This window comes from Micromonospora sp. CPCC 205561, from assembly GCF_036906775.1.
Lineage (GTDB): Bacteria > Actinomycetota > Actinomycetes > Mycobacteriales > Micromonosporaceae > Micromonospora.
The window spans coordinates 165,602-180,316 of the sequence record NZ_JBAKHV010000002.1 but is presented as its reverse complement, the minus strand read 5'-3'; the positions used below and the strand labels follow the sequence as shown (position 1 = coordinate 180,316).

Here is a 14,715-nt window from a genome sequence, read left to right as displayed (position 1 = left end):
GGCGGCCCGCCCCGCGTCGTCCAGCGCCGTCACGTGCACCTCCGCGTCCGGTCCGTCATCGCCCCGGACGGCCGGACCGTCCGGGGTGACGCTGAACCTACTGCGAGTGGGCGAGGGGCCGGAAGCCCTGTGTGGGCCACTGCATCAACGCCGGGCGACATCCCGGGCGAATCAGCCGGTAAACCGGGTCACTGGGCCGCGAGCACGTCCACCACGAAGCGCAGCGGACCGGCCGGACGCCCGCCGGCGGCGTTGTTGCCGTACGCCAGCTCGGCCGGGATGTCGAGCTGGACCCGGCTGCCCACGGTGACCCCGACGAGGCCCTGGTCCCAGCCGGGGATGACCTGGCCGACGCCGATGGGGAAGGACGCCGGCTGCCCGCCGCTCCACGACGAGTCGAACTCCTTGCCGTCCTTGTAGAAGACGCCGACGTAGTTCGTGGTGATCGTCTGGCCCTTCTGCACCGCCGGGCCGGTGCCCTTGATCAGCGGGGTCACGGTGAGCTTCTTCAGCTCGCCCTTGCCGGCGGCGACCGTCGGCTTGCTGCCCAGGGCCGGGTCCGCACCCGCCGGCAGCTTCGGGGGAGCGCCCGGCGCGTCGGCGGCGGGGGCGCTGGCGGACGCGCCCGTCGAGGGGGTGGCCGCCGCCTGGTCCTTGTCGCCGCCGTCGTTGCGCCCGATCGTCACGAAGACGGTGATCAGCACCGCGACCACGGCGACGCCGGCGAGCCCGCCGGCCCAGGCCTGTCGGCGGCGCTTCGCCTCGGCCGCCTTCTGCGCGGCCAACTGGGCGGCCAGCCGCCGCTCCGACTTCTGGGACCGGTTCTGCGTACGCTCGCTCACGGCGTCGACTCCCTGCTGCGAAGGTGGTGGCCGGCATCGGAGTGCCGGGGGAAAGCCGACGCACACGGTACCCGTCCGGCCGCCCACCGCGCCGCCTCGACGGCCGTCGCTCCCGACACGCGTTTCACGCCGGCCCCGGCACCACCATGAAGTCGGTCACGAACGAGGTGACCCGACCGTCGGCGGTCCGCCCGATCCAGGTGCCGTAACAGCCGTCGCCCCACCCCGACCAGACCGTCACCAGGTTGGCCCCCGTCGCCTCGTCGAGCACCGCCGTGACCAGCCCGGGCACCGGCCCGTCCGACACGGCGTCGACCCCGAAGACCGCCGTCACCGCGTCCTCGTCCCAGTTCTCCAGGACCGCCAGCGCCGTCGGGTCGGCCAGGGTGCCCGTGCCGGTGTCCACGCCGTAGCCGAACCAGGCGTCGGGCTTGAGCGTGGTGAGGTCCTGGTCGCCGACGAGCGCCATCTCCCAGCGGACCGCCGGCTCGTCGTGCACCACCAGTTCGAGGGCGGCCACCCGCCGGTCGGCCTCGGTGCTCTCGCCCCGCACCACCGCGACCCAGGCCCGGGCCGGGTAGCGGCCGGGGGCCACCCCGACGGTGAACGGTTCGTCGTCGGGGCAGACCACGGGGTCGCAGCCGACCACCCGCCCCGTCGGCAGTACGACGTCGCCCACCGGGTGCGCCTCCATGACGTACGTGGCGTGCGCGTCGGCGAAGCGGGCGCCGGGCGTCAGCAGCCGGTCCAGGTCGGGGGTGTACGGCATGGGGTTCCTCTCGCGGCGGTGGCCGGCGGAGCGTACCCGCGGTGGAGCACGCCGGGCGAGACCGCGCCGCGCCGGCGGCGGCTCAGCCGTCGAGATGCCGGGCGAGGGCCTGGCGCAGGTGCTGCTTCGGGCGGGACCCGACGATCGAGCCGACCACCTCGCCGTGGCGGAAGACCAGGAGGGTGGGCAGCGACATCACGCCGTAGGTGCGGGTCGCCGAGGGGTTGGCGTCGGTGTCGATCGTGGCGACCACCATCCGCCCGGCGAACTCCGCGGCGAGTTCGGCGAGGCTGCGGGAGATGGCCCGGCAAGGCGGGCACCAGTCCGCCCAGAAGTCGACCACCACCGGCAGGTCGGCGGCGAGCACCAGGGTGGCGAAGGTGTCGTCGGTGACGGTGGTCAGCGAGCCGTCCGGCGCAGTTTCGAGCATGTTTCCTCCCGGTGGGTGATGGCGTGGGCGAGTTGGTCGCGCAGCTCCCTGCGGACCGCGTGCAGCCGGTCGATGCCGGCGTCGACCTCGGCCAGCTTGCGCCGCAGCACGGCCACCGAGTCGGGGCAGACGTGACCGGAGGCGTTGCCGGCCCGCAGGCAGGCGACGAACGGGCGGATGTCGTCCAGGCCGAAGCCCACCGCGAGCAGCGCCCGGATCTCGCGTACGACGTGCAGTTCCGTCTCGGCGTAGACCCGGTACCCGTTGGCCGAGCGGGCCGCCCGGAGCAGGCCGTGCGTCTCGTAGTAGCGCAGGGCCCGGGTGCTCGTGCCGGCGCGCTCCGCCAGCTCACCGATCAGCATCCGACCTCCCTCGTCCGACCCGACCGACGCTAGACCTTGTCACCGGCGTCAAGGCAAGCCTCGGGCCGCCCGGAGGGCGGGGCGGTACGCGTACGAAGGGTGCTCCCGGGCGGTCAGGCGGTCTTGCGGGCCGTCTTCTTCGGCGCGGCCTTCTTGGCGGCGGGCTTCTTCTCGCCCTCGTCGGCCTTCTTCGGGGTGGCCTTCTTCGCGGCCGTCTTCTTCGCCGGGGCCTTCTTCTCGGCCGTCTTCCTGGCCGGGGCCTTCTTCTCGGCGGCCTTCTTCTGCGCCGAGCGGGCCGCCGAGATCGGGGTCGGCTCCCCGCCCCCGCCGGCCGGTGCCTCGCCGCGGGCGGCCCGGGCCCGCTCCACGGACGCCTTCAGCGCCGCCATCAGGTCCACCGCGGCGGCCGGGGCCTCCTCCACCTCCTCCGGCTGGACCACCTCGCGGCCCTCCACCTTGGCGTCGATGACCTCCTGCAACGCCGCCCGGTAGTCGTCGGTGAAGGCGTCGGGCTCGAACTCCCCGGCCATCGAGTCGATCAGCGAGCTGGCCATCGCCAGCTCCGGGGGACGGACCTTCAGGTCCTCGTCGAGGAAGCCGAAGTCGGGTTTGCGGATCTCGTCCGGCCAGAGCATCGTGTTGAGCAGCAGCACGCCCTCGCGTACCCGCAGCGTGGCGAGCTGCTCCCGCTGACGCAGCGCCACCTTGACGATCGCCACCCGCTCCGAGTCGGTGAGCGCGTCGCGCAGCAGCACGTACGGCTTGGTGGCGGTGCCCTCCGGTTCGAGGAAGTAGGCCTTGTTGTAGAGGATCGGGTCGACCTGATCGGCCGGGACGAACTCCAGCACGTCGATCGCGTGCGAGGTGGAGAGGGGCAGTTCGGCGAAGTCCTCGTCGGTGAGGATCACCATCTCGCCGCCGCCGATGTCGTAGCCCTTGGCGATGTCGTCGTACGTGACCTCCTCGCCGCAGACCTGGCAGGTGCGCTTGTAGCGGATGCGTCCGCCGTCCTTCCGGTGCACCTGGTGGAAGCGGATGTCCTTCTCCTCGGTGGCCGAATAGAGCTTGACCCCGATCGAGACGAGCCCGAACGAGACGGCTCCCTTCCAGATGGCCCGCATCCCCGTGCTCCTCTCGCCCGTCCAGCCAAGGATCGCAAATGATCGAAGGACACGCGACCGCTTCCGTGCGCAAGTACAGTCGGGAGGTGCCCGGCGCGCCGCTCAAGCCGATGCTCGCGATGACCGGGCAGCTCCCGGCGGGTGCCGGCTGGGCGTACGAGTTCAAGTGGGACGGCGTGCGCGCGCTGGCCGACATCTCCGGCGGGGGGCAGCACCTGTACGCCCGCAGCGGCGTGGAGATCACCGCCGCGTACCCCGAGCTGGCCACCCTGCCCGAGCAGGTGGGCGACGCCCTGCTCGACGGCGAGGTGGTGCTGCTCGGCGAGAGCGGCCAGCCCTCGTTCACGGCCCTGGCGGAGCGGATGCACGTCCGCGACCGGAACAAGGCGGCCCGGCTGGCGGCGGTCATGCCGGTGACGTACATGATCTTCGACCTGCTCCGCCTCGACGGCGAGGAGCTGACCGGCTGGCCGTACACCCGGCGGCGGGAGGCCCTCGACGGCCTGGCGCTCGGCGGCGCGCGGTGGGCGGTCCCGCCGGTCTTCGGCGACGGCCCGGCCACCTACGAGGCGGCCGGCGAGCACGGCCTGGAGGGGGTGATGGCCAAGCGGGTCGAGTCGGTCTACCGGCCCGGCGTGCGCTCGCCGGACTGGGTGAAGGTGAAGCTGGAGGTCACCGGCGACTTCGTGGTCGGCGGCTGGCGGCCCGGGGCGCGCCGGATCGGCGGCCTGCTGGTCGGCGTGCCGCGCCCGGACGGACGGCTCACCTACCGGGGGCGGGTCGGCGGCGGCATCGGCGCGGCCATCGAGCGGCAACTGCTGCGCGAGCTGGAGCCGCTGCGCGGCGGCGTGTCGCCGTTCGCCGACGACGTGCCGCGCGAGGATGCCCGGGGCGCGATCTGGGTAACTCCCGTGGTCGTGGTGGAGGTGAAGTACGGCCAGCGCACCCCCGACGGGCGACTGCGGTTCCCCCGGGTGCTCCGGCTGCGACCGGACAAGCCCGCCGAGGAGGTCGAGGATGCCGGGTGAGCGCCTGCGGGTGGAGGTCGAGGGACGCGCGCTGGAGCTGTCCAACCTGGACAAGGTGCTCTATCCCGACGCCGGGTTCACCAAGGGCGAGGTGATCGACTACTACACCCGGATCGCCCCGGTGCTCCTGCCGCACCTGGCCGGTCGGGCGCTGACCCGGATCCGGTTCCCCAACGGGGTCGCGGGGGGCTCGTTCTTCGAGAAGAACGCCCCGGCCGCCACCCCCGACTGGGTGCGGCTGGAGACGCTGCCCGTGCCCGGGTCGAGCAAGGGGCGGGAGACCATCGACTACGTGGTCGCCGACGACCTGCCCACCCTGGTCTGGCTGGCCAACCTGGCCGCCCTGGAGCTGCACACGCCGCAGTGGCGGGTCGGTGAGCACCCCGACATGATGGTCGTCGACCTCGATCCCGGGGCGCCGGCGGCGCTGCGTCAGTGCTGCCAGGTGGCGCTGCTGATGCGCGACCGGCTGGCCGAGGACGGCATCGACAGCTACCCGAAGACGTCCGGGAAGAAGGGCATGCAGCTCTGCTGCCCCATCGCCGGCACCCAGGACGCCGAGGACGTCTCGGCGTACGCCAAGCGGATCGCGCGGGAGCTGGAGGGGGCGCACCCGCGGCTCGTCGTGTCGAAGATGGCGAAGAACCTGCGGCCGGGGAAGGTCTTCATCGACTGGAGCCAGAACAACGCGGCCAAGACGACGGTGTCGCCGTACTCGCTGCGGGCGCAGTCCGTGCCGTCCGTCTCCACCCCGCTGACCTGGGACGAGGTCGAGGCGGGCGCGGCGGGGAAGCGGCCGGCGGCCAAGCCGTACACGGCGGGCGAGGTGTTGAGGCGGGTCGAGAAGCAGGGCGACCTGCTGGCCCCGCTGCTCGGCGGCGGCCCCGAGCTGCCTGCCCGCTGACCCTTCATGTCGGTGCCCGGGGGTGCCCCGGTGATCCGCCCGCCGGGGAACGCCTTCATCGACGTGCGTGACTCTCGCTGTTAGTATCCGACAACAATCGCGGCCGGCGTGAAAGAAAATTCAGTCTGTGTCGGGCGCGCGTCCAGTCGGAGGATCGCCCATGAAACGGCTCATCGCCCGCCTCCTGGCCCTCGCGTGCGTCCTGCCGCTGCTGGCCCTGCCAGCGCAGCCCGCCGCCGCCTCGACCCTGTTCCGCGGCCAGCTCAACGGGGGCGCCGACCCCACCATGACGTACTTCAACGGCGCCTACTTCCTCTCCACCACCCTCGGCGACCGGATCGGCATCTGGACCTCACCGACGCTGGCGGGCCTGGCCACCGCGCCCGAGCGGACGGTGTGGCGGGACCCGGACCCGAGCCGCAACAAGCAGGTCTGGGCCCCCTCGATCCACCGTTTCGTCCGGCCCGAGGGGCCCCGCTGGTACATCTACTACACCGCCAGCGACGGCGTCGACGCCAACCACCGCAACTACGTCATCGAGTCCGAGGGCGACGACCCGCTGGGCCCGTACCACTTCAAGGGCCGGATCGCCGACTACGGCGAGTACGCCATCGACGGCGAGCCGGTGACGCACAACGGCCGGACGTACTTCGCCTGGACCGGCCCGGGCCGGGGCATGGGCGGTCCGGCCCAGCTCTACCTGCGGCTCATGACCTCGCCGTGGACCACCACCGGCAACCGCGTGGCGCTGCCGGCCGACGGCGGCTGCCACGAGGTACGCGAGGGGCCGACCGGGCTGCGCGGCCCGGGGCGCCTCTTCCTCGTCTACTCCGCCTGCGACACCGGCAAGCCGGACTACCAGCTCTGGATGAAGTCGATCGCGGACGGCGCCGACCCGCTCGTGGTGTCGAACTGGCGCCAGCACCCCGGCCCGGTCTTCTCCCGCAACGACGCGGCCGGCGTCTTCGGCCCCGGGCACAACGGCTTCTTCCGCTCGCCCGACGGCACCCAGGACTGGATCGTCTACCACGGCAAGACCAGCTCGGCGTACACCTACGACGGCCGCACCACCCGCGCCCAGCCGGTGGTCTGGAACGCCGACGGCACACCGAACTTCGGCCGTCCGGTCTCCCTGGCCACGCCGCAGGTGCCGCCCTCCGGGGACCCGTGGGCCAGCCAGGAGCCGGGCGCGTCGCGCGGGTACGTCTCCGGCGAGCAGCGGCACCACTTCGACCGCGCCCCCGACGGCACGCTCTCGCACTGGTGGCGGGAGCCGGCCGACGGCTCGATCCACCGCGACACCTGGGGTGGTCCGATCGCGGGCCGGCCGGCGGGCTTCCCGGTCGGCGGCGAGCAGCACGTCTTCGCCCGTACCCCCGAGGGGAACCTGCGGCACTGGTGGTGGGCCCCGGGCGGCAGCGTGCGTCAGGAGGACTGGGGTGCGGGCCTGGCCGGCGACCCGACCGGCATGCTCTACCTGAACGGGCAGAAGCACGTCTTCGGCCGCGGCACCGACGGCAGGCTGCACCACTGGTGGCAGGAACTCGACGGTACGGTCCGCCGGGACGTCTGGCACGGCGGCGACGTGGTCGGCAACCCGGTCGCGTACGCGTTCCACGACGAACAGCACGTCTTCGCGCGCGGCAGCGACAACACCCTGCGCCACTGGGTCTGGTACCCGAAGATCGCCAACAACCTGCCCAGGCTGGACGACTGGGGCGGCGTCGGCAGGGTCCACTCCGACCCGACCGGCTTCGCCTTCGGCGACCAGCAGCACGTCTTCTACCGGGCCGCCGACGGCAGCGTCGAGCACCGCTTCTACTCGCACGACCTGGACCGGGTCTACACCGACAACTGGGGCGGCAACGTCGTGGGCACGCCCTGGGCAGTCCGGCAGGGCCAGACACAGCAGGTGTTCGCTCGCTCCGCCGACGGCACCCTGTGGCGGCTGTCGTGGCGGCCGGGCGGCGCGGTGACCATCGACAGCGGCGGGACCGGCGCCACCACCGACCCGGTGGCGCTGGCCTGGCGCGACGAGACCCACGTCTACACCCGCGGCACCGACGGCACGCTCGTCGACCGGCACTGGCAGCCGGCCGGGGGCGCGGTCGCGACCTCCTGGGGCGGCCAGGTCGCTCCCTGAGCCGTCCGACGTCGCCGGCGCGCGGGCGCGTACCCGCCCGCCGGCGACGTCGACCCGGTCGCCGCGCGCCGGGGGAACGCCTGGTGCCCGCGGAGTGCCCGCACCGTGTCGGCGCCGGTGTCCGGGGCGACGCGTCGAGCCCTACCGGCCCGTAGCCCGTTGAGTAGGGTGGCGGCAGCCTGCCGAGGAGTGCGACATGAACATGACCGATGCCCTCGTCCGGGAACCGCTGACCGGTGGCCGGGCGGCGGAGGTGGACCGGCCGCTGCTCACCTACCTCGACGACGCGACCGGTGAGCGGGTCGACCTGACCGCGACGGAACTGGGCGGCTGGGCGGCGCGGGCCGCCGGGCTGCTGCGCGAGGGCTGCGGGCTGGGCGTCGGCGACCGGGCGGCCGTACTGCTCCCGGCGCACTGGCAGAGCGCCGCCGTGCTGCTGGGCGCCTGGTCGGCCGGGGTGGCGGTCTCCTTCCGCCCCCGGGCGACCGCCGGCCTGCCGCCGGTGGAGCCGGGCTCCGACGAGCCGTACGACGCGGTCTTCGTCAGCGCCGAGCGGCTCGACGACTGGCTGGAGGACGTGCCGGAGGCGCGGCACCGCTTCGTCCTCTCCCTCGGTGTCACCCCGCGCGCCAAGGCGCCCGAGGAATACCGCGACTGGCTCGCCGAGGTGGGCCGGCACACCGACGCGCTGTCCTCGTCCGCCCCGCTGACGAGCGCCCACGCGGCCAGCCCCGACGGTACGAGTTACCGCCAGTGGGGCAGCGTCGCGCTGGCCGTGGCGGAGCGCCTCGACCTGCGGGCCGGCGACCGGCTGCTGGTCGACGTCGCCGAGCACGAACAGCCGGTGTACTGGCTGCTGGCGCCGCTGGCCGTCGGCGCGTCGGTGGTGCTCTGTGCCAACCTCGACCCGGCCCGGCTCGACGCCCGGATCGCCGCCGAGCAGATCACCCGGGTGCTCTGACGGGCGGGGTCCGCGCCCACCTCCACCACCGGGTCCGCCGCCGGTGACCGTCCGGAAAGGACGAGACGGCCCGCGACCGGTACGCGCGAAGAGGGCTCGGCGCGTCTCGCGCGCCTCCGATCAGCGCTCCCCGACGCCCTGCCGTTACAGGGAGAACCAGCTCTTTCCGCAGGTCTGTCGCCGGCGCCATCGACGTGGTCTCATACCGGAAGACGACGTCATCGACCAGGTCGTGACAACCCCGCGTCGACTCCGCACCGCCTCCATTCCTGAAAGGTGCACCGATGCACAGGAGACCCATCTTCCGACTCGCGGTCCTCACCGCCACCGCCGCCACGTTCCTGGCGTCCGGTGGCGCCTACGGCGCGGTGTCGGCGGCGCCCGTGCCCGTCTCGCCGGGTGCCGCGGAGTGCGAGCCGGACGCCCACGGCCACGGCCACGGCGCGGCCCGGCTCGCCGAGGGTGCCACCGCGCAGGAGCCGGAGCTGTACGCCAAGAACGAGGCGAACGCCTACGGCGTCATCAAGGACGCCCCGCGCCTGGCCGACGGCAGCGTCACCGTGCCGACGGTCTTCCACATGATCTCCGATCATGCCCTGAGCGCGGCCGAGACGACCCGGTGGAACACCCTGATCGCGGCGCAGATGAAGGTGCTCAACGACTCGTTCGCGGGCCGCACCGCCGCGAACGCCTCCGACACCCCGTTCCGGTTCGACCTGGTCGACACGACGTGGACGGTGAACAGCGCCTGGTACACGGTCGTGCCGGGCAAGAACGAGCGCGACATGAAGAAGGCGCTGCACACCGGCGACTCCGAGACCCTCAACGTGTACGCGGCCAACATCGGCGACGGCCTGCTCGGCTGGGCGTACTTCCCGAAGGGCTACAACAACGGCCGCGACCACATCGACGGCGTGGTGATGCTCGACGAGTCGATGCCGGGCGGCACGGCGGGCAAGTACGCCCTCGGCGACACGCTGACGCACGAGGTCGGGCACTGGCTGATGCTGGAGCACACCTTCGCGCACGGCTGCTCCGCCGCCGGCGACTTCGTGGCGGACACCCCGCGGGAGGCGGCACCGCAGTTCAACTGCCCGGTGGGCGCGGACACCTGCACCGCACCCGGGCTCGACCCGATCCACAACTTCATGGACTACACGCAGGACTCCTGCATGAACATGTTCACCCCGGGTCAGGCGGACCGGATGAGCGACGCCTGGGTCGCGTTCCGGGCCGGCGGCGCCGGCTGACGCGGTACGCGGGTGGCGGCCGGTCGTCGACCGGCCGCCACCGTCGGCCCCGGACCGGCTATCCCGCGCCGGGCCGGTTCCCGGATCAGTCGAACGCGGCGCCGAACATGCCCGGCTGGTAGGAACCGCCCCGCTGATGCACGATCACGGCGATCCGGTTGGCCGCGTTGATCAGTGCGACCAGGGCGACCAGCGCGGCGGTCTGGTCGTCGTCGTAGTGCTCGCGCACCTGGGCCCAGGTCTCGTCGGACACGCCCTGGTGGGCGTCGGCGAGCCGGGTGCCCTCCTCGGCGAGGGCCAGCGCGGCCTGCTCGGCCTCGGTGAACACGGTGGACTCGCGCCAGGCGGCGACCAGGTGGAGCCGGACGGCGCTCTCGCCGGCGGCCGCGGCCTCCTTGGTGTGCATGTCGATGCACCAGCCGCAGCCGTTGATCTGGCTGGCCCGCAGCGACACCAGCTCCTGCGTGGCCCTGGGCAGCGGCGACTGCTGGATCACCGTGCCGGCGTTCGCGAAGCGCTTGGCGAACCTCATGGCGGTCTCGTTGTCGAACAGGTTGAATCGGGCGTCCATGCTTCCGTCCCTCACTCCTGGCGTTCGGTTGGACGAACACGAGATGCCGGCCAGCGGCGGCGTGTGACGGTGCCGTCCGGTGACGACCGACACAGCCGGCGGTGTCACAGAACGGCCGGTTCCGGCATCTGATGGGCGACGCAGCCGAGGGAACAGGAGCGACCCATGGTGGGCACGCCGCAGACCGCCGCCGACGACCGCCCGGATCCGGCCACCGAGGCGTTCCTCGCCCACCGCAACCTGCTCTTCACCGTCGCGTACGAGATGCTCGGCTCGGCCGCCGACGCGGAGGACGTCCTGCAGGAGACCTGGCTGCGGTGGGCGGGCGTCGACCTGGACACGGTCCGGGACCGGCGCGCCTACCTGGTCCGCGTCACCACCCGCCAGGCACTCGTCCGACTGCGTACGCTGAGCCGCCGCAGGGAGTCCTACGTCGGCCCCTGGCTGCCCGAGCCGCTGCTCACGACTCCGGACGTCGCCGAGGACGTCGCGCTGGCCGACAGCGTATCGATGGCGATGCTGCTGGTGCTGGAGACGCTGGCACCGACGGAACGGGCGGTGTTCGTGCTGCGCGAGGTCTTCGACCTCGGTTACGACGAGATCGCCGAAGCCGTCGACAAGAACCCCGCCGCCGTCCGTCAGATCGCCCACCGGGCACGGGCACACGTCGCGGCGCGCCGGCCCCGCCGGGTCGTCTCCGCGGCCGAGACGCGGTACGCGCTCGACGCGTTCCAGCGGGCGGTCGAGACCGGCGACCTGCAGAGCCTGCTCGACGTCCTCGCGCCGGACGTGGTCCTGCTCGGCGACGGTGGCGGCGTCAAGCAGGCGGTCCCGCGGCCCATCGTCGGGGCCGACAAGGTGGCCCGCCTGCTGGCCGGCGGGTGGGGCAGGGTCGCGGGCAGCACGTCGTGGCGGCCCGCGCAGGTCAACGGCCACCCGGCGCTGATCGTCCAACTCGGGGGCGAGCTGGACACGGTCCTGGCCGTGCGGATCGACGGCGGCCGCATCGCCGGGATCTACGCCGTACGCAACCCCGAGAAGCTGTCCCACATGGAACGGGAGACCGCCCTGAGCCGGTGAGCCGGGACCGGCAAGGAGCCCGGCCGTACGGGTGAGTCGTTCACGACATCAGCTCCAAAGCGCGCGGGAGGGCAACCGGAGCCCCGGGACGCACGGGAACGACCGGGTGGGCCGGCGACGTCGGGTCGACCCGGGTCAGTCGACGCTGGGAAGCTTCGGGCCGAGGATGTCGTCGGCGTCGACGATCGTGTACGCGTACCCCTGCTCGGCGAGGAAGCGCTGCCGGTGGGCGGCGTACTCCGTGTCGATGGTGTCCCGGGAGACGACCGTGTAGAAGTGCGCCTGCCGGCCGTCGGCCTTGGGCCGCAGCACCCGACCGAGCCGCTGCGCCTCCTCCTGGCGGGAGCCGAACGTGCCCGACACCTGGATCGCCACCGCCGCCTCGGGCAGGTCGATGGAGAAGTTGCCGACCTTCGAGATGACCAGGGTGCGTACCTCGCCGGAGCGGAACGCGTCGAAGAGCCGCTCGCGTTCCTTGTTGGTGGTGGAGCCCTGCACGATCGGCGCGTCCAGGTACTCCCCGAGCTGGTGCAGCTGGTCGATGTAACCGCCGATCACCAGCACCTGGTCGTCGGGGTGCCGGTCGACCAGCGCCTTGATCACGGGCAGCTTGGTGCGGGCGGTGGCCGCCATCCGGTAGCGCTCCTCGGCCTCCGCCGTCGCGTACGACATGCGTTCCGCGTCGGTGAGCGTGACGCGTACCTCGGTGCACTGGGCCGGGGCGATCCAGCCCTGCGACTCGATGTCCTTCCAGGGCGCGTCGTACCGCTTCGGGCCGATCAGGCTGAACACGTCGCCCTCCCGGCCGTCCTCGCGTACCAGGGTCGCCGTGAGGCCCAGCCGGCGGCGGGCCTGGAGGTCCGCGGTGAACCGGAAGATCGGCGCGGGCAGCAGGTGCACCTCGTCGTAGACGACCAGGCCCCAGTCGCGGGCGCCGAACAGGTCCAGGTGGGTGAAGGCGCCGCCGCGCCGCGAGGTGAGCACCTGGTACGTGGCGATGGTGACCGGGCGGATCTCCTTGCGCTCGCCCGAGTACTCGCCGATCTCCTCCTCGGTCAGCGAGGTGCGGGCGATCAGCTCCCGCTTCCACTGCCGGCCGGCGACCGTGTTCGTGACCAGGATCAGGGTGGTCGCCTTCGCCTCGGCCATCGCCGCCGCCCCGACCAGCGTCTTGCCGGCGCCGCAGGGCAGCACCACGACGCCCGACCCGCCGGCCCAGAACGCCTCCACGGCCTCCCGCTGGTACGACCGCAGCGTCCACGGCTTCCGGCCGTCCTTGCCGGCCTCGGCCAGCTCGATCGGGTGCGCCTCGCCGTCGACGTAGCCGGCCAGGTCCTCGGCCGGCCAGCCGAGCTTGAGCAGGGCCTGCTTGAGCCGGCCCCGCTCGGACGGGTGCACCGCGATCGTGTCGTCGTCGAGCCGGTTGCCGAGCATCCCGGCGAGCTTCTTGCTCTTGGCGACCTCGATCAGCACCAGCCGGTCCAGCGCCCGCAGCACCAGGCCGTGCGCCGGGTCGTTGGCGAGCTGGAGCCGGCCGTACCGGTCCATCGTCTCGGCCACGTCGACCAGCAGCGCGTGCGGCACCGGGTAGCGGGAGTACTTGATCAGGGAGTCCACCACGCCCTCGGCGTCGTGGCCGGCGGCGCGCGCGTTCCACAACCCGAGCGGCGTCAGCCGGTAGGTGTGCACGTGCTCCGGCGAGCGCTCCAGCTCGGCGAAGGGGGCGATGGCCATCCGGCACGCCTGCGCGTCGGGGTGGTCGATCTCCAGCAGCAGGGTCTTGTCCGACTGCACGATCAGGGGTCCACCGCTCACGCCAGTGCCTCTCCTCCGACTCGGGTCGTCGGCTGTCCGGGAGGCGACTGACCCGCCCCGGGCCGACCCACCAGTGTTGCACGCACGCGGGTGGCGGCGGAAAAATCTGGGCACCGGGCGCAACCGGAGCGGTACTCGCAACGTCTGTCAAAGTGACACGTGTCAGGGGAGGCGCCATGAAATACGTCCGGTCCACCACCCGCCTCGTCGCCCTGGCGCTGGTCACGCTGGTCGGCGCCGGTGCGTGCGCGTTCGATCCGCAGGCCGACGGAGGCGGGGGCGGGGGGCCCGTCCCGGTCGGGGCTGCGGAGCGGGTAACGGGGGCGAGCGGTTCGCCCGGGCCGGACCAGCGGGCGCGGCCCGCCACGGCGCCGCCGAAGCCGAAGGCCAGGCCGACGCCGGCCCGGAGCGCACCGAAGCCGACCCGTCCCGTGCGGAAGCCCGCCGCGTCGCCCTCCGTCGCCGGCTGTCCGCAGGGCGAGCACCAGCGCGAGGTGGAGGCGTACCTCGCCCGGCTGGGCGACTTCGGCCCCGTGCGGGTGGACGGCCGGCAGACCGCCCTCGACTGCGCCGCCATCAAGAAGTTCCAGAAGCGGTACGACATCCGCCCCGCCCACGGCCGGGCCGGGCCCACCACGTACGACGTGGCGAAGCGCCTCGCCACCACCGACACCGCGCGCTGCCGGGCCGGCTCGGGCACCACCTTCTGCATCGACCTGACCAGGCAGACCACCTGGGTGATGCGCGACGGCAAGGTGATCGAGAAGCCGACGGTGACCCGGACGGGCATGCCCGGCTACCGCACCCCGGCCGGCACCTTCAAGATCAATTACCGCAACGTCAAGGAGTGGTCCGACCCGTACGAGGTCTGGCTGCCGTACTGGCAGCACTTCACCCAGGGGATGGGCTACCACCAGACCACCACCTACCTGCACGACAAGTCGATCGGCTCACACGGCTGCATCAACCTGCTCCCGGACGACGCCGTCCGCTACTGGCGGTTGGGCAAGATCGGCAGCAAGGTCGTGCTGTTCGGTCGCCGTCCCGGCACCTGAGTCGCCCCGCCGTCCGCGCCGCCCGAGGTCGCACAACTCGTCCGATCCGGGTTTTATCCCCTGTCACTCGCGTCACCGGGGTGACACGCTGGACGCCAGACGTCGCACCGGACGGGGAGGCTGGAGATGACGGTCGACCGCGAAGTGGCCCGGAAACACGCGCTTGAACGCGACCCGTCCCCCGCCGAGGAGGTCTCCACCGCCACCGTCGTCGCGTACGCGGTCGCCGCGGTGGTGCTCTTCGGCTGGTTCCTCTTCGGCTGGCTGGTGCTCCGGCAGGGTTTCGTCGCCTCGGTCGGCGAGTCGGCCGGGGCCGGGTTCGCGCTGCTGCTGGCCGTCTCGGTCGTCGGGACGGTACGCCGCAGCCGGCGCTGACCCCGGCCC

Annotated in this window: 14 protein-coding genes and 1 pseudogene; 8 read left to right on the top strand and 7 right to left on the bottom strand. The window is 72.8% G+C overall.

The annotated features are described in order from the left end of the window. Positions 1 to 188 precede the first annotated feature (188 nt). From V6V16_RS03085 to ku, 5 genes and pseudogenes are all read right to left on the bottom strand, one after another. Positions 189 to 879 (bottom strand): annotated as a pseudogene (locus tag V6V16_RS03085) (FKBP-type peptidyl-prolyl cis-trans isomerase). Between the two features lie 87 nt (positions 880 to 966). Beyond that, positions 967 to 1,611, bottom strand: coding sequence for a DUF4241 domain-containing protein (locus V6V16_RS03080; protein ID WP_334559261.1), 645 nt, complete (start codon positions 1,609 to 1,611; stop codon positions 967 to 969). A gap of 82 nt (positions 1,612 to 1,693) precedes the next feature. Beyond that, complete coding sequence (gene trxA, locus V6V16_RS03075) at positions 1,694 to 2,041, bottom strand: thioredoxin (protein WP_334559259.1); 348 nt, start codon at positions 2,039 to 2,041, stop codon at positions 1,694 to 1,696. Then, positions 2,011 to 2,403: a MerR family transcriptional regulator gene (locus V6V16_RS03070; protein WP_334559257.1), complete on the bottom strand. Its 393-nt coding sequence runs from the start codon at positions 2,401 to 2,403 to the stop codon at positions 2,011 to 2,013. The genes trxA and V6V16_RS03070 overlap by 31 nt, the downstream gene beginning before the upstream one ends. A gap of 113 nt (positions 2,404 to 2,516) precedes the next feature. Further along, a complete protein-coding gene (ku, locus tag V6V16_RS03065) occupies positions 2,517 to 3,524 on the bottom strand; it encodes a non-homologous end joining protein Ku (protein ID WP_334559255.1) in 1,008 nt (335 codons plus the stop codon). A gap of 86 nt (positions 3,525 to 3,610) precedes the next feature. Here ku and ligD (V6V16_RS03060) point away from each other — a divergent pair, with 86 nt between their 5' ends. From ligD (V6V16_RS03060) to V6V16_RS03040, 5 genes are all read left to right on the top strand, one after another. Next, a complete protein-coding gene (gene ligD, locus V6V16_RS03060) occupies positions 3,611 to 4,552 on the top strand; it encodes a non-homologous end-joining DNA ligase (RefSeq protein ID WP_334559404.1) in 942 nt (313 codons plus the stop codon). Continuing rightward, on the top strand, positions 4,542 to 5,456 hold the full coding sequence (ligD, locus tag V6V16_RS03055; protein WP_334559253.1) for a non-homologous end-joining DNA ligase: 915 nt from the start codon (positions 4,542 to 4,544) through the stop codon (positions 5,454 to 5,456). The genes ligD (V6V16_RS03060) and ligD (V6V16_RS03055) overlap by 11 nt, the downstream gene beginning before the upstream one ends. 160 nt (positions 5,457 to 5,616) lie before the next feature. Then, a complete protein-coding gene (locus tag V6V16_RS03050) occupies positions 5,617 to 7,599 on the top strand; it encodes a family 43 glycosylhydrolase (RefSeq protein ID WP_334559252.1) in 1,983 nt (660 codons plus the stop codon). A 196-nt stretch (positions 7,600 to 7,795) separates the two neighbouring features. Continuing rightward, on the top strand, positions 7,796 to 8,560 hold the full coding sequence (locus tag V6V16_RS03045; RefSeq protein ID WP_334559251.1) for a TIGR03089 family protein: 765 nt from the start codon (positions 7,796 to 7,798) through the stop codon (positions 8,558 to 8,560). A gap of 284 nt (positions 8,561 to 8,844) precedes the next feature. Next, positions 8,845 to 9,810 (top strand): zinc metalloprotease, encoded by a 966-nt coding sequence (locus V6V16_RS03040; protein ID WP_334559250.1) that lies wholly within the window; start codon positions 8,845 to 8,847, stop codon positions 9,808 to 9,810. Positions 9,811 to 9,895: 85 nt separating this feature from the next. Here V6V16_RS03040 and V6V16_RS03035 read toward each other — a convergent pair whose 3' ends face one another. Further along, the gene (locus tag V6V16_RS03035; RefSeq protein ID WP_334559249.1) at positions 9,896 to 10,381 is read right to left on the bottom strand and encodes a carboxymuconolactone decarboxylase family protein; all 486 of its coding nucleotides are present in this window, start codon (positions 10,379 to 10,381) and stop codon (positions 9,896 to 9,898) included. A gap of 165 nt (positions 10,382 to 10,546) precedes the next feature. On the opposite strand from V6V16_RS03035, the gene V6V16_RS03030 reads away from it, so the two are divergent. Then, complete coding sequence (locus V6V16_RS03030; protein WP_334559248.1) at positions 10,547 to 11,461, top strand: RNA polymerase sigma-70 factor; 915 nt, start codon at positions 10,547 to 10,549, stop codon at positions 11,459 to 11,461. 135 nt (positions 11,462 to 11,596) lie between these two features. Here the strand turns inward: V6V16_RS03030 and V6V16_RS03025 are convergent, their stop codons facing one another. Then, entirely contained in the window at positions 11,597 to 13,276 is a 1,680-nt protein-coding gene (locus tag V6V16_RS03025; protein WP_334559247.1) for a DNA repair helicase XPB, read from the bottom strand. A 176-nt stretch (positions 13,277 to 13,452) separates the two neighbouring features. Between V6V16_RS03025 and V6V16_RS03020 the strand changes: the two genes are divergently transcribed. Together V6V16_RS03020 and V6V16_RS03015 are read left to right on the top strand one after the other, a co-directional pair. After that, a complete protein-coding gene (locus V6V16_RS03020; RefSeq protein WP_334559246.1) occupies positions 13,453 to 14,331 on the top strand; it encodes a L,D-transpeptidase family protein in 879 nt (292 codons plus the stop codon). A 126-nt stretch (positions 14,332 to 14,457) separates the two neighbouring features. Further along, positions 14,458 to 14,706 (top strand): hypothetical protein, encoded by a 249-nt coding sequence (locus V6V16_RS03015; protein WP_334559245.1) that lies wholly within the window; start codon positions 14,458 to 14,460, stop codon positions 14,704 to 14,706. Positions 14,707 to 14,715 lie beyond the last annotated feature (9 nt).